This is a genomic window from Undibacterium sp. Di24W, from assembly GCF_049340325.1.
Classification (GTDB): domain Bacteria; phylum Pseudomonadota; class Gammaproteobacteria; order Burkholderiales; family Burkholderiaceae_D; genus Undibacterium.
Map to the genome: position 1 here is coordinate 648,611 of NZ_JBMPOP010000002.1, position 21,660 is coordinate 670,270.

17 protein-coding genes are annotated in these 21,660 nt (G+C 46.6%); 10 read left to right on the forward strand and 7 right to left on the reverse strand.

Annotated elements, in window-relative coordinates; all coding sequences use genetic code 11:
• Nucleotides 1–57 precede the first annotated feature (57 nt).
• Nucleotides 58–954 carry a M48 family metallopeptidase gene (locus ACO0KZ_RS06260; RefSeq protein ID WP_422993843.1) on the forward strand — a complete coding sequence of 299 codons (897 nt, stop codon included), beginning with the start codon at nt 58–60 and terminating at the stop codon, nt 952–954.
• Between the two features lie 95 nt (nt 955–1,049).
• On the opposite strand, the gene ACO0KZ_RS06265 is transcribed toward ACO0KZ_RS06260, so the two are convergent.
• Nucleotides 1,050–1,820 (reverse strand): exodeoxyribonuclease III, encoded by a 771-nt coding sequence (locus ACO0KZ_RS06265; RefSeq protein ID WP_422993845.1) that lies wholly within the window; start codon nt 1,818–1,820, stop codon nt 1,050–1,052.
• Between the two features lie 162 nt (nt 1,821–1,982).
• Between ACO0KZ_RS06265 and ACO0KZ_RS06270 the strand changes: the two genes are divergently transcribed.
• The 7 genes from ACO0KZ_RS06270 (at nt 1,983) to ACO0KZ_RS06300 (ending at nt 10,586) form a co-directional block, all read left to right on the forward strand.
• Nucleotides 1,983–2,267, forward strand: coding sequence for a hypothetical protein (locus ACO0KZ_RS06270; protein ID WP_422993847.1), 285 nt, complete (start codon nt 1,983–1,985; stop codon nt 2,265–2,267).
• Nucleotides 2,251–5,271: a glycosyltransferase gene (locus ACO0KZ_RS06275; protein WP_422993849.1), complete on the forward strand. Its 3,021-nt coding sequence runs from the start codon at nt 2,251–2,253 to the stop codon at nt 5,269–5,271. The genes ACO0KZ_RS06270 and ACO0KZ_RS06275 overlap by 17 nt, the downstream gene beginning before the upstream one ends.
• A 37-nt stretch (nt 5,272–5,308) precedes the next feature.
• Entirely contained in the window at nt 5,309–5,974 is a 666-nt protein-coding gene (pyrE, locus tag ACO0KZ_RS06280) for an orotate phosphoribosyltransferase (RefSeq protein ID WP_422993851.1), read from the forward strand.
• Nucleotides 5,975–6,231: 257 nt separating this feature from the next.
• On the forward strand, nt 6,232–7,269 hold the full coding sequence (gmd, locus tag ACO0KZ_RS06285) for a GDP-mannose 4,6-dehydratase (protein ID WP_422993853.1): 1,038 nt from the start codon (nt 6,232–6,234) through the stop codon (nt 7,267–7,269).
• Nucleotides 7,253–8,227, forward strand: coding sequence for a GDP-mannose 4,6-dehydratase (locus ACO0KZ_RS06290; RefSeq protein ID WP_422993855.1), 975 nt, complete (start codon nt 7,253–7,255; stop codon nt 8,225–8,227). The genes gmd and ACO0KZ_RS06290 overlap by 17 nt, the downstream gene beginning before the upstream one ends.
• Nucleotides 8,224–9,447 carry a glycosyltransferase family 4 protein gene (locus ACO0KZ_RS06295; RefSeq protein ID WP_422993857.1) on the forward strand — a complete coding sequence of 408 codons (1,224 nt, stop codon included), beginning with the start codon at nt 8,224–8,226 and terminating at the stop codon, nt 9,445–9,447. The genes ACO0KZ_RS06290 and ACO0KZ_RS06295 overlap by 4 nt, the downstream gene beginning before the upstream one ends.
• A 17-nt stretch (nt 9,448–9,464) precedes the next feature.
• Nucleotides 9,465–10,586 (forward strand): glycosyltransferase family 4 protein, encoded by a 1,122-nt coding sequence (locus ACO0KZ_RS06300; RefSeq protein ID WP_422993859.1) that lies wholly within the window; start codon nt 9,465–9,467, stop codon nt 10,584–10,586.
• Here the strand turns inward: ACO0KZ_RS06300 and ACO0KZ_RS06305 are convergent.
• From ACO0KZ_RS06305 to ACO0KZ_RS06315, 3 genes are all read right to left on the reverse strand, one after another.
• On the reverse strand, nt 10,583–11,839 hold the full coding sequence (locus tag ACO0KZ_RS06305) for an ABC transporter ATP-binding protein (protein WP_422993861.1): 1,257 nt from the start codon (nt 11,837–11,839) through the stop codon (nt 10,583–10,585). The two genes, ACO0KZ_RS06300 and ACO0KZ_RS06305, sit on opposite strands and share 4 nt — an antisense overlap.
• Entirely contained in the window at nt 11,836–12,630 is a 795-nt protein-coding gene (locus ACO0KZ_RS06310) for an ABC transporter permease (protein ID WP_422993863.1), read from the reverse strand. The genes ACO0KZ_RS06305 and ACO0KZ_RS06310 overlap by 4 nt, the downstream gene beginning before the upstream one ends.
• Before the next feature lie 99 nt (nt 12,631–12,729).
• On the reverse strand, nt 12,730–14,190 hold the full coding sequence (locus ACO0KZ_RS06315; protein ID WP_422993865.1) for a mannose-1-phosphate guanylyltransferase/mannose-6-phosphate isomerase: 1,461 nt from the start codon (nt 14,188–14,190) through the stop codon (nt 12,730–12,732).
• A 317-nt stretch (nt 14,191–14,507) separates the two neighbouring features.
• On the opposite strand from ACO0KZ_RS06315, the gene ACO0KZ_RS06320 reads away from it, so the two are divergent.
• Both ACO0KZ_RS06320 and ACO0KZ_RS06325 read left to right on the forward strand, forming a co-directional pair.
• Nucleotides 14,508–15,479, forward strand: coding sequence for a class I SAM-dependent methyltransferase (locus ACO0KZ_RS06320; protein WP_422993867.1), 972 nt, complete (start codon nt 14,508–14,510; stop codon nt 15,477–15,479).
• A 129-nt stretch (nt 15,480–15,608) separates the two neighbouring features.
• The gene (locus tag ACO0KZ_RS06325) at nt 15,609–16,598 is read left to right on the forward strand and encodes an acyltransferase family protein (RefSeq protein WP_422993869.1); all 990 of its coding nucleotides are present in this window, start codon (nt 15,609–15,611) and stop codon (nt 16,596–16,598) included.
• A 17-nt stretch (nt 16,599–16,615) separates the two neighbouring features.
• Here ACO0KZ_RS06325 and ACO0KZ_RS06330 read toward each other — a convergent pair whose 3' ends face one another.
• From ACO0KZ_RS06330 to ACO0KZ_RS06340, 3 genes are all read right to left on the reverse strand, one after another.
• The gene (locus ACO0KZ_RS06330; protein WP_422993871.1) at nt 16,616–19,579 is read right to left on the reverse strand and encodes a glycosyltransferase family 4 protein; all 2,964 of its coding nucleotides are present in this window, start codon (nt 19,577–19,579) and stop codon (nt 16,616–16,618) included.
• Nucleotides 19,576–20,772: a glycosyltransferase gene (locus ACO0KZ_RS06335; protein WP_422993873.1), complete on the reverse strand. Its 1,197-nt coding sequence runs from the start codon at nt 20,770–20,772 to the stop codon at nt 19,576–19,578. Before ACO0KZ_RS06335 ends, ACO0KZ_RS06330 begins: the two co-directional genes overlap by 4 nt.
• Before the next feature lie 81 nt (nt 20,773–20,853).
• Complete coding sequence (locus ACO0KZ_RS06340; protein ID WP_422993875.1) at nt 20,854–21,588, reverse strand: Crp/Fnr family transcriptional regulator; 735 nt, start codon at nt 21,586–21,588, stop codon at nt 20,854–20,856.
• Nucleotides 21,589–21,660: the final 72 nt, after the last annotated feature.

Here is a 21,660-nt window from a genome sequence, read left to right on the forward strand (position 1 = left end):
TTGAAAAATGCAAGTTCTGCTACCATTCTGGGCATGAAAATGGAGAACAATGTCATCATGAAAAAATCTTTGATTGTTTTGTCGATTGCAAGCGCTTTTGTATTCCCCGTCACTGCACTAGCGCAGGACCATGAGCCGCAAGATGGTGTGAAAGTCGGTAAGATGTCGATGATGCGCAAACTTGGCAACCTTGGTGGCGCCTTAGATCAACAGGCGGCTGCGCAATATGTGCAGACCATGAAAGAAGCCGAGCAAAAACGCGCATTAGCGCCAGACAATCACCCACAAGTCATCCGTTTGCGTGCGATTGCAAAAAAATTGATTCCCTTCGCCTTGCCGTGGAATGATCGCGCCGCAGAATGGAAGTGGGAAGTAAATTTGTTAGGCTCAACGCAGATAAATGCCTACTGTATGCCCGGCGGTAAAATCGCTTTTTATACAGGCATACTCGACACCTTAAAACTGACTGACGATGAAGTTGCGATTGTGATGGGCCATGAAATTGCCCACGCACTGCGCGAACATGGCGCTGAGCGTGCTGGTAAATCGATGGCGACCAATTTACTAGTAAAAGGGGCTGCGCTATTCGCCGAATACAAGGGTTATAACGGTCAAACCGTGGCGGGGCTAGGCGGCGCAGGAGCAAACGTGATGATGTTGAAATTCTCTCGCGATGATGAGACCGAAGCCGATATCGTCGGTCTCGATATCGCTGCCCGCGCTGGATACGATCCTCGTGCTGGTGTCGTACTTTGGCAAAAAATGGGTATTGTGAACAAAAAAGCGCCACCCAAATGGCTCTCAACGCATCCGGCCGGTACCGACAGGATTGATGAAATTCGCAAACATTTTCCAGAAGTAATGCCGCTTTACGCCAAGGCGATGAGCACTACGATTGAGGGTTTACCGCCTTATCGTAGCAATGTGAAGTCTATCCCTGATGTGGCGAATTAAGGTCAATTCAGATTTTTGAAGAAATAGAAAAGCCGCTTGATCATCTTCGCATGCGGCTTTTTTTCGTCAAGTAAGGGATTGATAGTAACCAGTGATCAATAGTTGATGATCAGAGGCGAGTGATCACTAAAACGTTCATCCTTATAAATCGCAGCGGCCTTTGCTTTGGCCGCGATACCCGGCGTCGCTACGTGATAGTCGATACGCCAACCTACATTGTTCGCCCACGCCTGACCCCGATTGCTCCACCAAGTATACGCTTCAGCTGTGGTGTCAGGGTGCAGACGGCGATACACGTCGACCCAGCCCATTTCTTCAAACAAATGCGTCATCCAGGCACGTTCTTCCGGCAAGAAGCCGGAATTTTTTTGATTACTCTTCCAATTTTTTAAATCGATTTCTTTATGGGCGATATTCCAGTCGCCGCAGATGACTAACTCTCTGCCCGCATCGATTAAGCTTTTTAAATGCGGCGCAAATTCTGCCATAAAGCGGAATTTCGCTTCCTGCCGTTCCGGTGAAGATGAGCCAGAGGGACAATATACAGAAATGATGGACAGATCGCCAAAGTCACAACGCACGTAACGACCTTCCGCATCAAACTCCGTGCTGCCAAAACCGATATGAACCGCATCCGGTTTTTGTTTACTGTACACGCCAGCACCAGAGTAGCCTTTCTTTTCGGCATAATGAAAATGCCCATGATAGCCATGTGGCCGCAAGAAATCTTCAGTCATATCGTCTTGCTGTGCTTTTAACTCCTGCACGCAGAGAAAATCGGGTGCTTCTTTTTTCATCCAGTCAAAAAAGCCTTTTTTTGACGCGGAGCGTATGCCATTCAGATTGGCGGAGATGATTTTTGTCATTGTTTAATTGAGTAGGTAAAAATTCTTGAAAGCGAATAGAAAACAAGATCTCTAGGATAACAGAAGGGCAGCGACTTGTTCTTGAATTGGGTTTGAGACAGGCATGGTTTATACTTACAGGTATTACAAAAATCCGGTTGATAAACGAAATTGATAAACGAAATGACGGAAGAGCAATTACGCGACCAGCTAGATGCAGTGTATGCCAGCACTTCATGGAAGATTACGGCACCATTGAGGGCGACTAGTGGTCTTTTTCGTAAAATCCAGCAACTCCTTTATAGACCCAACGAACCGGTTGTGTCTGACCATTTGAGTTTGCCCGAGGATGACGCGGTTCCCTTCGTGATTATCGACCCTGATATGAGTCGTGATGCCTTGAATATATTGTCTGAATTGAATTTACTTACAAAACAAGAAAAAAAAGAAGATGCGCATCGTCATTGATTTACAGGCTTGTCAATCGACTGGTAGTCGGCACAGGGGCATTGGGCGCTATTCCTTGTCGCTGGCAAAAGCGATGTTGGAAAATGCTAAGGATCACGACTGTCGTTTGTTATTGAGTGGTTTATTCCCAGAAACGATTGCCGATTTACAACGTACTTTTGCGGCGTATCTTCCCCCTGAAAAAATTCATGTTTGGCAGGCAGCGCAACCCGTTGCCGAGCTACTGCCGGAAAATCATTGGCGATGTCGTACCGCTGAATTAGTTCGTGAGCAAGCGCTCGCGGAGTTGCGGCCAGACATGGTACATGTCACCAGTTTATTTGAAGGCTCTGGCGATAACGCAGTCGGTAGTATTGCTGCCAACGGCAATGCGCTACCTAGCGCAGTGACCTTGTATGACCTCATTCCTCTGGTCTATAAAAAACAATATCTGACAACTGAGGCGCAGCAGGATTGGTACTATCGAAAATTAATTAGTGCAAAGCGCGCTGATTTGTTGCTGGCGATTTCAGAGGCAACGCGCCAAGAGGGCATCGATTATTTGGAGTTGTCCCCAGAGAAGGTCGTCAATATTTCTTCGGCAGTCGACCCGCAATTTACAGTAAGAAGTGCCAGTGATGAAAGTATGCTGGCGTTGCGCCAACGCTATGGTTTATTGAAACCCTATGTGATGTACACCGGCGGCATCGATTTGCGTAAAAATATCGATGGATTGATCGAAGCGTATGCCGCCTTGCCAGGTCACTTGCGGCAACAACATCAACTCGCCATAGTTTGTAGTGTGCAGGCACATGATCGTGAACGTTTACTGGCATTAGCCGCCAGGTATGGTTTAGCTGAGCAGGATTTGGTATTGACGGGTTTTGTGCCAGATCATGATTTGCCTTTGCTCTATCAGGAATGCAAATTATTTGTGTTCCCTTCCTGGCATGAAGGCTTTGGTCTGCCAGCATTAGAAGCGATGTCTTGCGGTGTGCCAGTAATTGCTGCTAACACAAGCAGCTTGCCTGAAGTACTCGGCTGTCAAGATGCCTTGTTTGATCCGCGTAGCATTGAAGCGATTACCGGCAAAATGACGCAGGTCCTAAGCGATACGCAATTCGCTGGATTTTTGCGCGAACATGGTTTGCAACAAGCGCGGCAATTTTCGTGGGATGCATCAGGTAAAAAAGCAATCGCTGCTTTTGAACAAGTTTATGCCCAAACAGACAAGATGAAGCGCACCAGTTTGCTGGATAAGCAGCCGTTTTTATCAGCACCCGTTAGCACTCAAAAGCCACGTTGTGCCTATATTTCACCATTGCCAGCAATCGCCTCTGGCATTGCCGATTACAGCGCTGAGTTAATCCCTGCACTTGCGGAACATTACGAAATGACTTTGATCGCAAGTCAGGACAATGTTGCTGATAATTGGTTGAGAGCAGGTTTCCAAATCAAAGATGCGGATTGGTTTGCACAGAATCGCGCAAAATTTGATCGAGTGCTTTACCACTTTGGAAATTCGCCTGCGCATTTGTACATGTATGCCCTGTTTGATCGATTCCCCGGGACTATCGTATTACACGATTTTTTCTTAGGAGATTCGCTTGCCTATGTCGACCTTAATGATATCGCACCAGGCTTGTGGACTAAGTTGATGTACGAGGCGCATGCCTATCCTGCGATACTAGCGCAGCGCGCTGCTGAGTCACATCTTGATTTGATTCGTCGATATCCATGCAGTCCTGCGTTAACCTTACGCGCCGACGGTGTCATTGTGCATTCTAACTATTCCAAGACATTGGCGACACAATGGATAGGGGCGGAGCCAGCGAGTCAATGGCAAGTCGTGCCGCATCTTAGGCGCTTGCCGCATCGTCAGAATAAGGCTGAAGCACGGACTCTGTTAGGCTTGGATCAGGACGCATTCTTAGTGTGCGCTTTTGGTATGTTGGGCCCGACCAAGTTAAACCAAGAGTTGATGCAAGCTTGGGATGCCAGTACGCTGGCGCATGCTGAAAACTGTCACCTTGTGTTCGTTGGACAAAACGATAGCGGTTCGTATGGCGCGGAGTTGGGCGCTATGCTCAATGATAGCCCTGCGCAAGACCGCATTAAGATTACCGGTTACGCAGATCTAGATTTGTATCGCACCTACTTGCAAGCGGCCGATCTCGCAGTGCAGTTGCGTACGCAATCACGGGGAGAGTCGTCTGGAACGGTGGTTGATTGCATGGCCTACGGACTGCCTCTGATCATTAATCGTAATGGCGCAATGGCTGAGTTGCGCGAGGATGTCGCGTATGGACTTGAGGATCAATTTTCATTGACCGCTTTGCAAACAGCCTTGGAGCAAATGTTTGGTGATCCAGAAATGAGGGAACGCTTAGGTGCTCAAGCGCATGCTTACATTGCACAGTCACGAGATCCAGCGCGTATCGCTTTAGCGTATAGGGATGCGATAGAGCATCAGTCACAAAGTGTGGCAAATGCCTTGATGCATCAAACATTGAGACAGATTGCTGCAATTGAAACGACGTCAGTATCAGAACAAGATTGGCGAATCACAGCACAGGCATTAGCGCACAATAAAACGATCGCTCGAGCCCCGGTGATCCATCTATTAGTGGCTGATACAAATGCTGATTCGATAGAACAGAATTTATCTACAGAAGCACGTTCGCTTGTGGAGTCCGTGTTGTGCCAGCTCGACGCTGGGCGTATTGAATTTGTAAAAACTAGCCCTTTGGGATTGCGCTATGCACGTCGTTGGGCATGGCGTAATTTTGCATTACGAGATGCGCCTGTCAGTGATGATCTAGTACATTTCCAAGCGGGTGACTATTTGTTCGTAGGGCAGCATGAGATTTTCGATGAAACTAAGCTTGCGAGCCTGACAGAACAAGCCGGTGTGCGCGTGGTTTTTGATACGATTTCTGATGCGCATGCTTTGCATTTCACGGGTCGCGATAGCGACCTAATACAGCAATTGATGAATCAAATGATGAATCAATTGCGCACTTAACTATAGACGCTCAGAGTCTGAGCAAGAGGAAGATACTATGTCCGAATTAACCCATGAATTTATTCGCTTTGCGGTCGACGCAGAAGTCATTCGCTTTGGTGAATTTCTCACCAAAGCAGGGCGTAAATCGCCATATTTTTTTAACGCGGGTCTGTTTAATGACGGAAAAAATTTAGGCAAAATTGCAGATTTTTATGCACAGACTTTACTGAAGTCCGGGATTGAATTTGATATGTTGTTTGGCCCTGCTTATAAAGGCATTACGCTAGCATCCGCGACGGCAGTGTCATTGGCAAATAAGGGACACAATGTTCCATTTGCCTATAATCGCAAAGAAGCAAAAGATCATGGCGAAGGTGGTACCATCGTTGGTGCTAAGTTAGCTGGTCGTATCGTGATTGTTGACGACGTCATCTCTGCGGGAACGTCGGTGCGTGAATCTGTTGAGCTGATACGTGCTGCGGGCGCCATGCCGTGTGCGGTATTGATAGCGCTAGATCGTATGGAGCGGGTTGGAAAGGATGATGCACTCTCTGCGCAGTCTGCCGTGCAAGAAGTCAGTTTGGCCTACGGGATTCCGGTGATTGCTATCGCTAATTTAAATGATTTATTCAGTTGTTTAAGCGCTGAAAATGCCGATGCTAGCTTGGCACAATACAAGGACGCTGTTGCTGCTTATCGCGAGCGTTATGGCGCGTTCTGATACCACTTTGAAAAAAATGGGGGGAGGTAAGAGGTTCAAGAGTGCTAACAAATTGTAAATTCGGTCATAAATTGGGGCAAAACTTCTACAATTAGATGACAAGATTTTATGACATTACACTCTGAGGCGCGGTATACTATACGGTTGTGATGTACGTCACAGATTCTATTCCTGTAGCATGAAAGCATGTTACTTTAAGCGAATAAGCACATAGTTAATAAAATAGCGATATTCGCTGATGCGAAAGGTTTTGTTGAATGAATAAGAAAGCATTGGTTACTGGTATTACTGGGCAAGATGGCGCTTACCTAGCGCAGTTGTTGCTTGAAAAAGGCTACACCGTCTACGGCACTTATCGCCGTACCAGTTCCGTGAATTTTTGGCGAATTGAAGAGTTGGGGATTGAGAATCACCCACATTTGCATTTAGTCGAATACGATTTGACGGATTTATCTTCTAGCATCAGATTGATCAAGTCTTCTGAGGTAAGTGAAGTTTATAACCTGGCAGCACAAAGCTTTGTCGGTGTTTCTTTTGAACAGCCAGTGACTACGACTGAAATTACCGGATTAGGTGCTTTAAATTTGTTAGAAGCGATTCGTGTGGTTAATCCTAAGATTCGATTTTATCAAGCCTCCACTTCTGAAATGTTCGGTAAAGTGCAAGCTGTTCCACAGATTGAGTCCACGCCGTTTTATCCACGTAGTCCGTACGGTGTAGCCAAACTTTATGCGCACTGGATGACGATTAATTATCGTGAGTCCTATGGTATTTTTGCTTGCAGTGGCATCTTGTTTAATCATGAATCTCCGTTGCGTGGCCGCGAGTTTGTTACTCGTAAAATCACTGACTCAGTGGCAAAAATCAAGCTAGGTAAATTAGATTGCCTCGAACTGGGCAATATGGATGCGAAGCGTGATTGGGGCTTCGCTAAAGAATATGTAGAAGGTATGTGGCGTATGCTGCAAGCTGACGTGGCTGATACCTTTGTATTGGCAACAAATCGCACTGAGACCGTACGCGATTTCGTGACGATGGCTTTCAAAGCGGCAGATATCGAATTGTTGTGGGAAGGGCAGGCGGAGCAGGAAATCGCACGCTGCAAGGCAACGAATAAAATCGTTGTGAAAGTAAATCCAAAATTTTATCGCCCAGCTGAGGTTGAACTTTTGATTGGTAACCCGCAAAAAGCAAAAGATGTTTTAGGCTGGGAACCAAAGACCACGTTGGAACAATTATGCCAGATGATGGTACAGGCAGACATACAGCGGAATACGCATGGACACTCGTTCTAAACAGCGCCCTCGCGCTCTCATTACTGGACTTCGTGGCTTTACGGGCGAATATTTAGCTCGCGAGTTGGAGGCGAGCGGGTACCAAGTGTTTGGTACAGCTTTTGGCAACGAAGCCTTGGGTGAAAACGTTTTTTACGTTGATCTTTGTGATGCTCAGGCGCTGCAAGAGCTTGTTGACGAGGTAAAGCCGGACATCGTCGCCCATCTGGCGGCGATTTCGTTTGTGGGCCATGGCAATGTCGACGATATTTATCGCATTAATATTATGGGGACTCGCAATTTGCTGGAAGCCTTGGCAAAAACTGCGTATAAGCCACAGTCCATTTTGATCGCCAGTAGCGCGAATGTTTATGGTAATTCACGTTCCGAAGTAATCGCAGAAACAGAGCCTGCATTACCTGCTAATGACTACGCTATCAGTAAGTTGACAGTAGAACATGTGGCTCGCCTGTGGATGGATAAATTGCCGATTTTCATCACCCGGCCTTTTAACTATACCGGTGTTGGGCAGGCGGAGCATTTCTTGCTGCCAAAAATCGTGAGTCATTTTAAGCGTCGTGCTCAGTGCATTGAATTAGGCAATTTAGATGTTGCCCGTGATTTTTCCGATGTGCGCACTATCGCTAGTGCCTATCGCCAGTTATTGCAATTGGCACCCGTTGGTGAGACTTTTAATATTTGTTCTGGCCGACCCTACACGCTGCGTGAAGTGATTGCTATGGCAGAGCAATTGGCGGGCTACCAAATTGAAGTAAAAGTGAATCCCGCATTTGTGCGTGCTAATGAGGTGCGTAAATTGGTCGGCGATCCACGCAAACTGCTAAGGGCAATTGGTGCCCCGGCAGCGATTTCTTTGCAGGAAACTTTAGCCTGGATGCTAGAGGTAAAATTGAAGTCGTCGATATCGCCGATGCAAATGCAAAATCTACCTAGCCACGTGCTAGAGGCACTCGATTGAATCTCATCCTCGCTATTGAAGCAATACAGCCACCGCTGGCAGGAATTGGTCGTTACGCGTGGGAGTTGGCGACGCGCTTGCCGCAGCATGCAGACATCGATTCAGTGCGTTTTATGGCGGACGGATATTGGAAAGCCTTGCCTGATCTGAGCCTGTCGAATCAAAATTCTTCGACTGCCACTCAAGAAGTCGCAGGAACATTGCCTAGCAGACGTCTTCCAAACAGCGTTCAAAGCATACTGAGTAGTGTTCGCCGGCAAGCGGGGCGTCTTTCTTTGGTCGCGAATGCCTACGGCAAAATTATGCCTATGCTTGCAGCAAATCGTTTGAACCGAGTAAGTGATGCTATCTTTCACGGCCCTAATTATTTTGTACCGAAAACGCATTTACCTACCGTGCTAACGGTGCATGATTTGTCGATTTATCGCTACCCACAATGGCATCCAAAAGCCAGAGTAGAGCGGATGCTTGAAGCGATTCCTGCGTCGATACAGCGCGCCAATTTAATATTGACAGATTCGGAAGCCATTCGGCTTGAAGTCTTGCAAGAGTTTAACGTGTCACCTGAACAAGTGCGCACCGTATTGCTGGGCGTTGGCCAAGAGTTTCACCCACGCTCGCATGAGGAATTAAAGCCTGTATTGCAACAGTTTGGTCTGCAAGCTGATACTTATTGTCTCTTCGTGTCCACCATTGAGCCACGCAAGAATTTAACGAATTTATTAGCTGCTTATCGCGAATTGCCGCTGCCACTACGTGCTCGCTATCCTTTGGTTTTGGCAGGAGGTGGTGGTTGGCAAAGTGACGCTATTCACACTGATATTGCACGGGCGCAAAGCGAAGGCTGGTTGCATTATTTAGGTTTTGTCGACCAACATTGGCTACCATTTTTGTACGCAGGGTGTCGCCTGTTTGCCTACCCATCGTGGTATGAAGGTTTTGGCTTACCGATTGCTGAGGCGATGGCGAGTGGGGTGCCTGTCTTAACCTCAAACTGTTCGTCGATGCCAGAAGTGGCGGGCGGCGCAGCACTCTTAGTTGAGCCGGCAGATGTGTCGTCAATACGTGTCAACTTACAGCGGGGTCTGGAGGATGAAGCTTGGCGCCTTATTGCAAAACAAGCAGGCTTGCAAAGAGCTGCCGAGTTGACTTGGGATGCATGTGTGCACAACACAGCAAATGCATATCGTCAGGTTAAGCAAGCGTACCGTCGAGCTTAAGTAGGAATCAAGGTCAAATGAAAATCCTACATTTTTACCGCACTTATTACCCCGATAGTTTTGGTGGTGTCGAACAGGTTATCCGGCAAATGGTGAACGGCAGTGCCAAGCTCGGTATTGATGCCGAAGTATTGACCTTAACCCGTGATATCCAAAACTTGGAAATCGAGTTTGAAGGACATAAGGTCCATCGTGCAGCACTTGATGTAGAAATCGCCTCTACCGGCTTCTCTTGGTCCTCCTTGAGTCGTTTTAAACAGTTAGCAAGCGAAGCTGATATTGTGCATTATCATTTTCCTTGGCCCTTCATGGATCTGGCACATTTTGCCTGCCAGATAAAAAAGCCTAGCGTGGTCACTTATCACTCCGATATTGTGCGTCAGAAGTATTTGCTGAAACTGTATCAGCCTTTGAAGAGTCGTTTTTTAAATAGGGTTGATAGAATCGTCGCGACTTCACCCAATTATTTGGCGACCAGCACCACTTTGGAAAAGTACCAAGATAAGACTGAAATCATTACTTATGGTCTGGATAAAAGTATCTATCCAGAACCATCCGAAACGCAATTGCAAAACTGGCGCACACGCTTCCCTCAGCCGTTTTTTTTGTTTGTTGGGATGCTGCGTTATTACAAGGGTTTGCACGTGCTCTTAGATGCAGTAGCGGGTACCGATATGCCGGTAGTGATTTTGGGTGACGGACCAGTTGAAGCAGAGTTGAAACAACAGGCGCAACAACTGGGTTTGCGCAATTTGCATTTTTTAGGCGCTTTACCAGAGCTGGATAAAGTTGCATTGCTGCAGCTTTGTTACGCCTTGGTCTTCCCATCGCATCTGCGCTCAGAAGCGTTTGGCATAACTTTGTTGGAAGCCGCGATGTTTGGTAAACCGATGATCTCTTGCGAGATTGGTACCGGTACGTCCTATGTGAATCTCGACCAAGAAACTGGCTTAGTGGTTCCTGCCAGCGATCCCGCCGCCTTACGTCAGGCTATGCAGCATTTGTTAGCGCATCCAGAACAAGCGCGTACAATGGGAATCAAGGCCGCGCTTCGCTATGAAAGTATGTTTACTGCGGAGCGTATGGCCAAGAACTATCAGCGCCTGTATCAGGAAATACTTGAGCAGCGCCAATCCTAGTTGGTGGCTTTGTTGTGCTTTACCGCGAATGTGGTATCAAACCAATGACTGCCAATAAACATAGGTTGATCGACATTGATTACATCAAACACCAATAAATTGTCAGACCATTCGAAGTTTTGATCTAGGTGTGATTGACCACGTGTTAGTGCCGTCGTGACTGAATAAGAGCCAGGTCCTAAGTTGCAATCAAATGGCAGCGTGTACGTTAATCGATCACCTTTGCTTAAATGGGTTTGTACCAGCTTGGTATGCCAAGTATTGCTACCCCAAATAATGCTACCTTGTTTGTCACGTAACATCACGCCAAGTACCAGCTCAGGGATCTCGTCGTGGATTTCAACTTCACAGCACAATTGCACTTTTTGACCTACCTGCGCAGCCGCCAATTCTTGTAAGCTAGTTTGGTCTTGCAAAACAAGTTTTTTGACTAGCGCAGCACCCGTACCAGAACGCGTTTTTAACCAGCCTTGGTCATCGCGTTTTTGTTCAATCGCTACTTTCTCATTTTCTTTTTTCGCGATCAGCGCGTTGTAGAAGTCGACGATCTCATCGGGCGCACCTTGTTTCAAAATGCAGCCTTTTTCTATCAGGATGACGTGATCACACAAAGACCGCACATCTGCCATGCCATGCGTGACCAGAATAATAGAAGTACCTTGTTCTTTGAATTGCCTGATACGCTCGAAGCTACGATGTTGGAAATAGCTATCCCCCACTGACAGAATCTCATCCACAATTAAAATATCAGGACGTACCGCAGTGGCGACCGCAAACGCGAGTCTAGCCTGCATGCCGCTAGAGTACACGCGCAGCGCTTGGTCAAAAAAATCACCAATTTCGGCGAATGCTTCGATTTCTGGCATTAGCGTATCTAGTTCAGCATTACTTAAACCCATCAAGCCGCCCGCCATATAGGCGTTTTGCCTGCCAGTAAATTCGGGATTGAAGCCAAGCCCCAACTCCAGCATGGCGCTGACTCTGCCATTCACGGCTATCTGTCCTAGAGTAGGACGTACCGTGCCGGTAATCATTTTCAGCAGCGTACTTTTACCAGCGCCATTCTGACCAATGATCGCGATCGCCTGTCCAGTTGTGACAGAAAAATTGATATCCTTATTCGCCCAATATTCAGAGACGGGTTTGACCTGCAAACCTATCCAACTAAGCAGTCGGGAAAAATTGCCACGAAATTTAGGATAGCATTTTCCGACACCCGCTACCTGCAATACGATGTTCTTACGATCACTCATAATGCATCCACCAAATCGGCACTAGCGCGTCGAAATATCCAGAAAGAAAAGCCAAATAGACCGACAGCAGCGATCAATGGAAACACGAGGTTCTCCCACTGAGGCAAACGACCCAGCAGTAAAGCGTCTTGATAGATTTTGACCAAGCTAGACATAGGATTAATACGGTGAATGAAGGCAAAGCGTTCCGGCAAACTCTCCACGGTATACACCACCGGCGTTAACCAAAACCAGAGCTGCAGAACGATTGTGAATACTTGGCCGACGTCACGCGAAAACACATTCAATAATCCCAAAATAATGCCAAGGCCGAATGCAAACAAAACAATCAGTAGCATACCCAAAGGTAAAACTAACCATGCTACGTTGGGCGGGTGACCGAAGAACAGAAAGACGACCAGAATCGCCAGTAGCAGCAGTAAATGATTTAATAAAGCACTGCCGCCAATAATTAAAGGCAAGCAAAGGCGCGGGAACGCAATCTTCTTGAGTGTATTGGAGTAATCAATAAACACGGTCGTGCATCGATTGACTATTTCCGCAAATAAACCCCAAGCAGCGGTGCCAGCCATCAGGTAAATTGCGTACGCCGATTTACTCTCAACGTGCGGCAACTTCGCCGCTAGCACTTCGGATAAGACAATCGCGAAAATAGTAGCTTGGGCCAGGGGATTGAGAATCATCCATAAAGCACCTAGTTTACTGCGCGCAAAACGACCACGGAATTCCGCCTTGATTGAAGACAGCATAAAGTGCCGGAAACGCCACAGCGACAGGAGGAGTTGCTTCAATTTTTTGCTCTTGAATTCTGTAAATGTTGTATAGATTTTGTCGGAGCTTTACCGATATGGCGACTAACTCACGTTGCCATTCAGTATTGCCGTTTCAATTTAAGAACCTACTTCGATACGACCATAAATATCACCGAAACGCACGATGTCATCTTCACCAAGATACGAGCCGGATTGTACCTCTATCACTTCCAGATCAATTTCACCCGGATTCTCTAAGCGGTGTTTGACGCCTAAAGGAATATAAGTCGACTCGTTTGCAATCAAGGTCATTGTGTCATCGCCACGTGTGACTTTGGCGATGCCAGATACCACAATCCAATGCTCTGCCCGATGATGATGCATTTGCATAGAGAGGCTCGCACCGGGTTTTACCACAATACGTTTTACCTGAAAATTCTTTCCGCTATCGACGGAATCATAGTGTCCCCACGGACGATAGACCTTTCTGTGATTATCCGTCTGCGCATAATTCTCATCTTTTAAACGAGTAATGATGCGTTTGATATTAACGGTATTTTCTTTGTTGGTCACCAATACGGCGTCGGGCGTTTCGATCACGATTACATCATCGAGCCCTAAACAGGCGAGTAAGCGATTATCGGAAATCAATAAACAATTGCGAGAATCTTCGACTAAGACGTCGCCACGTAAAGAATTACCATCTGCATCTTTATCTGACACTTGCCAAACGGCATCCCATGCACCCACATCTGACCAACCTGCATCAAACGGTACGACACATGCAGGAATATTCAAAGACGGCGCGCTGGCCAGCTTTTCCATAACGGCGTAATCAATAGAATCGGAAGGGCAGTGAGCAAAATCCTCTTTGCTCAAACGCACGAAGTCGCAGTCGGTTTTAGCATTCGCAATGGAGTTACGACACGCTTCGGCCATGGCTGGATTGAAATGCTCAATCGCACGTAACCAAACGCTGGCGCGCATCATAAAGATGCCGCTATTCCACACATGTTGCTTATCTGCCAGATACGTCAACGCAACTTCTAAAGACGGCTTTTCGACAAAACTAGATAGCGCCAAAGTACCGCTGCCATCGAGCTCTGCGCCAACCTGAATGTAACCATAGCCCGTTTCTGGACGATCAGGGCGTATGCCAAACGTCACCATCGCTCCTTTGATTGCTTGCGGCAAGCCTAGGCGCACGGCGTCGTGAAATTTTTGATTGTCAGCGATATTGTGATCAGCTGGCATGATTAACAGTACGCAATCATCTTGCGCCTGCGTCGCACTGATCGCCGCCAAGGTGACTGCAGGTGCGGTATTGCGGCCGATAGGTTCTAGCAAGAGCGTGCAATTGTCATAACCCACATTGCGTAATTGCTCGGCGGTGATGAAACGATATTCTTCATTACAAACAACAATTAATTTTTCGCTGACGGTTGTTGCACCTTCGAAGCCCCGCACACGAGAGGCGGTTGCCTGCAACATGGTTTCGTCATTGAACAGTGACAGTAATTGTTTTGGATGCTTTTCCCGTGAAAGTGGCCACAATCGGGTGCCAGAGCCGCCTGAAAGAATTACGGGTTGAAGTAACATTCTTGCCTTTCTTTGCCATATCAAGCATCGTGCCGCTTGCCTTGATAAGTTAAACTAATACGAAGTGCTAACCAATTAGTAATTGGTCAGAAAAGTCGAGTATTGTACATGTAGAATTCGGTTTGGCTTTTATGAAATTTGTCCGAACTTTGTCTTAAGTAGTCATTCAGACAAGATTGCTTAATTCCATGGCTTATCCCCTATACTTTCGCCTTTCACTCCTCTGACGTGGCATTCTTGCTCAATATGTCAACGCAGGTCAGAGCTTGAATTGTCATAGAATACTCAAAAAATGCCTTTTAAAAAATATAAATAATATGATCCCAGTATTCCTGCAAAAATTACGAGGCTGGCTTGCTGCTTTGGTACGTTTGTACAGCACACGAATTCAGGTTTTTGCGCAAAAAGCGCAATTGCATGTCGTGGAACAACAAGCACTTGCTCAGCAAACGCAGATAGTACAACTTGAGACACGGCTTGACGCTAGTATTGAACAGCAGCATCTACTGCTCCAAGAAGTTCGTCAGCAAATGCAAAATTTGAAAATTCAAAACGATAGTCTGGGTCAGGAGCTGCGGCTATTAAAAGCGCAAACAAAGTCAGAGGCGACCGCAATCGCGCCGGATAACTTTGATTTTGACCGCTTTTACACCGCGTTTGAAGACCGTTTTCGTGGCTCCATGGAAGACATTAAAAGTCGTCTGCAGGTTTATCTTCCCTATGTTCAGCGCACGATTGCTGAGACCCAAACCAATCGGGTATTAGACATAGGATGTGGTCGTGGTGAGTGGCTGGAATTATTGCAAGCCCAAAATATCAGCGCGGTCGGTGTCGATATGAATACTGATATGGTTCATAAATGTAATTCGCGCGGATTGGAAGCGCATTGCGCCGATGCCATTGCCTATTTGCGTGCCTTGCCCAAAGCGAGTGTCGCCGTGGTCACAGGATTTCATATTATTGAACATTTGCCTTTTCCCACAATGATCGCGATGATCGATGCAGCGTTTGAAGCTTTGTGCGAAAACGGAATCGTTATTTTTGAAACGCCCAATCCAGAAAATCTGAATGTCGGCGCCTGTACTTTCTATTACGATCCTACGCATCTACATCCTATCGTCCCTGCTTTTGCTGAATTCGCGGTGTTGCAACGCGGCTTCAAAGTGGCCGAGATAGTACGATTGCACCCGCGCCATGCAGAGCAGTTACAAGACAGTTCCGAGGTCGCACAGCGTTTGAATCAAATCGTTTACGGCCCGCAAGATTTCGCGGTGGTCGCAAAAAAATAATAAGTCTTTGAACCGATTGGTGCGCTCAGCCAGTCGTGGGCGTATGGCGAACAATGTCGCTTAGGTTTAACTAAGGTGTGACTTAGGCATAACTCAAGTGCAGCTATAAATTTGTATGGGTAGGTAACTATGTTTGGTGGTTTTCGATTATTGCTGGCAATACTGGTCGCTTTGAGTCACGTCAACATCCGCATCGCTGGATTAAACCCTGGCGTCATCGCGGTGGTCTGCTTTTATTTGATTTCCGGTTATGTGATGACCGGCCTGATTCGAAAACACTATGACAGTGTCGGCACCGTCAAGTTTTTTTATCTGGATCGGGCGATACGCCTTTTTCCTCAATATCTGGTGATCGTGGCGATCACACTCTGCTGGTTTTATGTGAGCGGCACTAAGAATAATTTTCTACAGCATGTCCCAAGTTTGGGTGACCTATTGAATAATTTGGTGGTCGTTCCGCTCAACTATTTCATGTTTAATCAGAGCGATCAATTTACCTTGATACCGCCAGCTTGGTCTTTGGGTGCGGAGATTCAGTTTTACATACTAATTCCGTGGTTATTGATGTTTCGCCTTCGCGTCGCGTCCTTTGTTATTGCCGGTGCGGTGTATTTGGCGGCTGCTTGGGGAGTCTTAAATACCGATACTTTTGGTTATCGATTGTTGCCGGGCATTTTGGTGTATTTTTTATTAGGTTCATTCTTGTTCGATGTTATGCAGCAGAAGAGGCAGCCAGATAGCCTACAAACAAACGGCTCTCTCAAAATTATCGCCTGCGTAGTCCTTGCAGTGATCGCGATCGCGATTGTCTTATCGAGAACACAGCATTTGCATTTACTCTACAACAAGGAAACCTTAATTGGCATGGCGTTTGGTGTTAGTTGCGTCGTGCTATTGGGTAAATTCCGGCAAACAAAGATGGATAATTTCTTAGGCGATTTATCGTATGGCGTTTTTCTGAATCATTTCTTGATTCAGTGGGTCTTAGTTGGCGTCCCTACGGAGTTGAGTACATTGGCTTTATACGTCATCTGTAGTTTGATATTGTCGGCACTCACCCAATTGATTTTTGAAAAACCGGTATTGCATTTGCGCCAAAAATTCCGACATTCCACCTAAGCGGGCTGTCGAAATGTTTACGGTATCGTTGGCAAAATATGCTGAAGTAAAGCAGCGGTGCTTTGTTCCCAACTCAGGTAGGGGATATTTTTTGAGTTTGGTGCTTTGGCGTCCGCGTGTAATAGCAACCAGGCTTTAACTGCCGAGGCGAGCGCGTCTGCATCAGCGCCAGAAAAATAATGCGCGTGATCACCGGCGACTTCGCGAAATACCGGAATGTCTCGCGCAATTATTGCTAATCGATGATGTGCTGCTTCGATTAATGGCAGCCCGAAACCTTCGCCTTCAGATGCTGCAATCAGACATACGCTGGCGGCATATAATTGTTCTAGGAATTCGTCGCTAACGCCTTCTAAAAAAAACAAATGCTTTTGTATCTCAGGATGATTGCGTATTACCTGAACGAATTCCTCCATCATCCAACCCACTTGCCCGACGATGACTAAATTCAAATCGCATCCTTCTTGCCATAACTGAGTGAAGGCACGCAAAGTCTGTTGATGGCCCTTTCTAGGCTCCACCGTACCCACCATTAAAAATGTGGGTGCTCTGTTCAATTGCGTGAGCAAGCCAGATGCGTAGTCGGGCAGGCTATTTGTAGAAAGTGAATTAACCAGATCACTTCCTAAATGAAACCAATTAATCTCAAGATTATTTAGTAATTCAGGTGATGTGTGAGCTATCCATTCCTTGGTTTCTTCAGCGACGGTTTTGGATATGCAAATTAAACCTTTCGCGTTTGAAACGGTTTGTAGCCATTGTGCAAATTGCGGATAGGCGGCAGCAGGGAAATGCTGAGGCATTTGCAAAATCAAAATGTCATACACCACAAAATAAGTGTCGACACCATGTGCTCTTAGGTCATCATAGTAGGTGGCATGTATGGGGATGAGACTCGGCTGCAAATCGAGTCCAAGAAAAATATCACCTTCTTTGCCCACCAATTCGGCATATGGGCGTTCGCTCTGGTCAATACGATCAAAATTCGTTGCCCTGTGTGTCGCTAACCGATAGTCGTGATCAACGAAACAATACACAGGCGTGATGGCGTAATTGGCCGGAGGCTGTTTGCGCAACTCCAGTAATACATTGCGCACGACCCTTTGTATACCGGTTCTGCTGTCGAGTTGTATCAGCTGTGAAATGTCGACAAAAATTTGTTTTTCCAACGGCGGACGAGACAAATTTTCATTATGTATCGTCGCCACTAAATTACTGATAGTCGCGCTCTTGATATTGCTAACAGTAACTTGATCTAAACAAACACTCCCCGAATTGATATAGCAAATAAACTCAACATCATCTAACGGTTGTTCAGTGGTAAATTCAATGCTCGCTAAAGGGCGATCCTGCGTTCCCGCGGAAAACGTTATGATCCCTTGCCACAATATGAGCTTGCGCTTTTTGGCAACTAGGTTGATTAAAAATTCGCCTTTGCTTATTTGATCCTGTGTTGCCAATAAATCCAACCGATAATGCCCCGCTGTCAAATGGCATTTTGGCCCTATACAAAACAAGCCCATTTCGGTTTGACTTTGCACTGCACTTCCAATACGCAAGCCGACTTCACTGTAAGTATCGTAGCCCGGATGTATGATGATTTTTTCGGGGAAGCGCGCGCTTACCATGTTGTCGATGAATTGCAGAATACTATCGGCAGTGTTTGACCAAGATTGTGGCGCGTAATGCTGCTTGATTGCCTGCTCATTCGTCGTGACTAACTCAGGGTGCAACAAGAAATTTAAGATCGCGTCAGCCCACGCATTCGCATTCCAAGGCGACAGATAATGGACTAAATTTCCGCCAACTTCTTTCAGTGAGCCTTGATCTGAAGAGAGTACAACTTTGCCCATCGCGAGCGCCTCAGCGATAGGCAGGCCCCATCCTTCATACAGTGACGGATAGACACAAAACTTTGCAGCTGTATAAAGCGCATTGAGTTCGGTATCGCTGACATGATTTAAATGAACAATACAATCTGCCACGAAAGGATCAAATGCAATATCTTTGATTAAGTCGTCGACGCCCCAACCCTGCATGCCAACAAACACGAGTTTGGGGAGTAAATGGCGATGCCCTGCACGTGCTAATAAATGGTAGGCTCGATAGATCACTTCGTGATTTTTTCGGCGCTCCAGTGTTGATACAAATAAAATAAACGGGGCGGCCAATGCGTTTTGCACGGCAGTAGAAAGTGCATCATCCCCACGCGGAATGCGATCTCCCAATTTGACAACACAAGTAGGCCTCTGTGGTGCGCCAGTACGATCACAAAAATCTTGATAGTCGTGCTTGGTCTGATTTGAGATGCACAGCACACCGCTGCTAGCCCAGGTCATGGCTAACAAATATTCTTGAAATTTTTGCGCTACATCGTCGACACAGTATTGCGGAAAAAGGACGGGAATCAGGTCGTAGCAACAAGTGACTATTTGGATATTACGTTGCTTGGACAGAGTGAAAAATTGTTTGAAATAGGGGTAGTCCCAATCCAAACCCATAGAGATCAATATGTCGCCAGACGCGGGTTCTTGATTCGCCATAGACAAGCGAAGCGCTGGCGGCGGTGGTACTACCGGTTCCGGGTTTGCAATCGGTTCGGCTATCGGTAGCTTATCTTCAAACTGAATAAAATGAGCAAGTGCCGCTAACAGTCGTCGTTTTAATCCACGGTACACACGACCAGCAAAGCGTCTAGGATAAACATAGCTTAGGCGTACTAAAATGTGCCTAGGTCTGACTAAAGGCGGCGGCGGTGCGGGTGGTGGTGGCGGTGCCGGAATCTCTTCATAGATTGGCGGCCAGGCGATAAATCGATTCTCCAGCCAAACACATTGCCGGAATTGTGCGTCACCTAGTTTCTTGCTCAATTCTTCGCAAATAATTTGTTCCATGCGAATGATGCCCACTGGCGGGCGCGACCAGTTTTTGCTGGATGTCATATTCATCCAGATGACAGGGCGTCGGGAATTCTCGGTCATGCTTTTTGCGCCAAGGTAGTGGCCGCGCTTGTCAGATCGCGGAGTGTATGACTCCACAAAACGGACGCACGTGATTGTTGTTCATCGTCGGAAATGCGATTCGGCATTTGTGCCATGCGAACTTGTATTGCGCGCAGAAATTCTCTAGGCGAGTTGGCCACAGTAAGCCCTTGCGCGGAACTAAACTGTTCGAAGCCACGCATCGCGGTTTGCGTTGCAACGATATGCTTGCCAGCCCATAAGGCCTCTGCAGTTTTTAGATTAGTGCCGCCGCCATCGGTAATCGGCAGGATGATCAGATGGGCAGTACACAACAGACCTTGCAGACATTCTTCAGAGACCAAATTCGCGATGATGCATTGATCACGGACATTGGGCGCACGTAAAAAGCGCGCATCATTTTGAATATCAATCCCGGCGCTGCCGGCAATAATCAGGCGTTCATCAGGTGCCAGGCAACCCATGCCTTGTCCGAACATATCGAAAAAACCTTTGATATTGGGCGGGTGCGCACTGCCACAATAGAGTGCAAATTTTTTACCCTGTGAAATCTCATTGGCGGCTTTGATACCCGCTTCAGTTTCCTGGCGAGGTCGTACGCCATTCGGCGCTAAGATACATGTTGATCCACGTTGCGCGGTTAGCCATTTTTGGTCCTCTTGAGAGACACAACAAATGGCGTCTGCTTGCATTACGGCGAGTAGCTCGCAGGCTAAAACTTTATCTCTGACTCGCTGTGCGTCGGTCGAGCTGAGCAATGATTTTGCCGACTCAAATTTCATCGTATGCTCAATATTTTGCGAGCCGTATAGCACGCTAATATTCTTCGAGGGATGGAGCGACGCGAATTTTTTTGCGAATGCAAACAGCCAAGGTTGTTCGACGTGAATGAGGTCAGGGATTGGTTGTATCTTCGCTTCTAGTTGCGCAAAATAGTCTGGATTTTCAGCGAATAATTCACCTAGCAGGCACTCGTCTACAAGATAAGATTTATCAATGTCAAATTGAAGCTTGTCGCTACCCGGAAACGCTACAAAATTTTCAGAAGCCGTGTACACCGGGCTACTCGCAACGCCCGCCAATTGAACCTGAAACCCTGCGTCTCGATAGGCTTGAACAATATTTGCCAAACGATGTTGACCACCATGCATGAGCTGTTCGATAGGATAGGTACTGAGTATCAATAAATTCATTCAAATTTTCTCATCTCTTATTCGACGTCACTGCAGATCATGACAAGTGATTGCAAAAAACTTGTTCGGCTCTGTTGCTGTTTAATTCGATTTTAGCGTGGTAGTTCTTGACTGACTGATTTGAATTTGTGTCTCATCTATTCCACTGATCGCCGCATTTTTTAATTGATCAGGGTGAGTCACAATATACACGGGCCCTTTTTTTTCTAAAATGTTTAGTTTTAGTAGGGTCTGCAGTGCGCGCGATACCGTTTCGCGACTGGTGTTGACCATGATGGCGATTTCATGTTGCTTCGGTAAGCCTTCGATCACCTGACCTTCACCAGTTTCACGAACAAAAGTATGCAATTGCGCGAATACGCGTTGGAATGCGTTTGGAATGCTTAACAAGGTGCGTTGGCTTGAGGATAAACGCAGAACTTTTGCAAAGTGGCCAAGCACACGTTGCGCCACGATAGGTCGGTTAAAGATCAAAGCGCGTGCCTGTGGTGCGGGCAAAAACGCCACCTCCGAAGCCTTGACCGATATCACAGACGCTGATCGAGGCAAGCCGTCGATGACTGATAGTTCGCCAAAATACGCACCAGGCAAAACAAAATGAATACCTGTTTCACGACCATCTTCGCTTAAATCAACTACCTGCAATTTTCCTTGCAGTAAAAAAGCCATATGTTCTGCACTGTCACCTTTACGCAGCACAATATCGTGACTTAAGTAATTGCGGCTGGTCATCAGACCGGCAACGGTTTTAAGGGTTTCCTCATCTAGCCCCTGGAATAAAGGAATACTCGCAGTGGTTTCAAGTGAAATTGGCATAAATGCTGTTTAAGAAATGTGCAAAAAAAATGAAATAGCAAAATTAATGTTTAATTTAATATAAAAAATTAA

Bases quoted from the DNA above. Each gene is read 5' to 3' on its own strand.
- ACO0KZ_RS06260 (WP_422993843.1), top strand. From the start codon at position 58: ATGAAAAAATCTTTGATTGTTTTGTCGATTGCAAGCGCTTTTGTATTC.
- ACO0KZ_RS06265 (WP_422993845.1), bottom strand. From the start codon at position 1,820: ATGACAAAAATCATCTCCGCCAATCTGAATGGCATACGCTCCGCGTCA.
- ACO0KZ_RS06270 (WP_422993847.1), top strand. From the start codon at position 1,983: ATGACGGAAGAGCAATTACGCGACCAGCTAGATGCAGTGTATGCCAGC.
- ACO0KZ_RS06275 (WP_422993849.1), top strand. From the start codon at position 2,251: ATGCGCATCGTCATTGATTTACAGGCTTGTCAATCGACTGGTAGTCGG.
- pyrE (WP_422993851.1), top strand. From the start codon at position 5,309: ATGTCCGAATTAACCCATGAATTTATTCGCTTTGCGGTCGACGCAGAA.
- gmd (WP_422993853.1), top strand. From the start codon at position 6,232: ATGAATAAGAAAGCATTGGTTACTGGTATTACTGGGCAAGATGGCGCT.
- ACO0KZ_RS06290 (WP_422993855.1), top strand. From the start codon at position 7,253: ATGGACACTCGTTCTAAACAGCGCCCTCGCGCTCTCATTACTGGACTT.
- ACO0KZ_RS06300 (WP_422993859.1), top strand. From the start codon at position 9,465: ATGAAAATCCTACATTTTTACCGCACTTATTACCCCGATAGTTTTGGT.
- ACO0KZ_RS06305 (WP_422993861.1), bottom strand. From the start codon at position 11,839: ATGAGTGATCGTAAGAACATCGTATTGCAGGTAGCGGGTGTCGGAAAA.
- ACO0KZ_RS06315 (WP_422993865.1), bottom strand. From the start codon at position 14,190: ATGTTACTTCAACCCGTAATTCTTTCAGGCGGCTCTGGCACCCGATTG.
- ACO0KZ_RS06320 (WP_422993867.1), top strand. From the start codon at position 14,508: ATGATCCCAGTATTCCTGCAAAAATTACGAGGCTGGCTTGCTGCTTTG.
- ACO0KZ_RS06325 (WP_422993869.1), top strand. From the start codon at position 15,609: ATGTTTGGTGGTTTTCGATTATTGCTGGCAATACTGGTCGCTTTGAGT.
- ACO0KZ_RS06330 (WP_422993871.1), bottom strand. From the start codon at position 19,579: ATGACCGAGAATTCCCGACGCCCTGTCATCTGGATGAATATGACATCC.
- ACO0KZ_RS06335 (WP_422993873.1), bottom strand. From the start codon at position 20,772: ATGAATTTATTGATACTCAGTACCTATCCTATCGAACAGCTCATGCAT.
- ACO0KZ_RS06340 (WP_422993875.1), bottom strand. From the start codon at position 21,588: ATGCCAATTTCACTTGAAACCACTGCGAGTATTCCTTTATTCCAGGGG.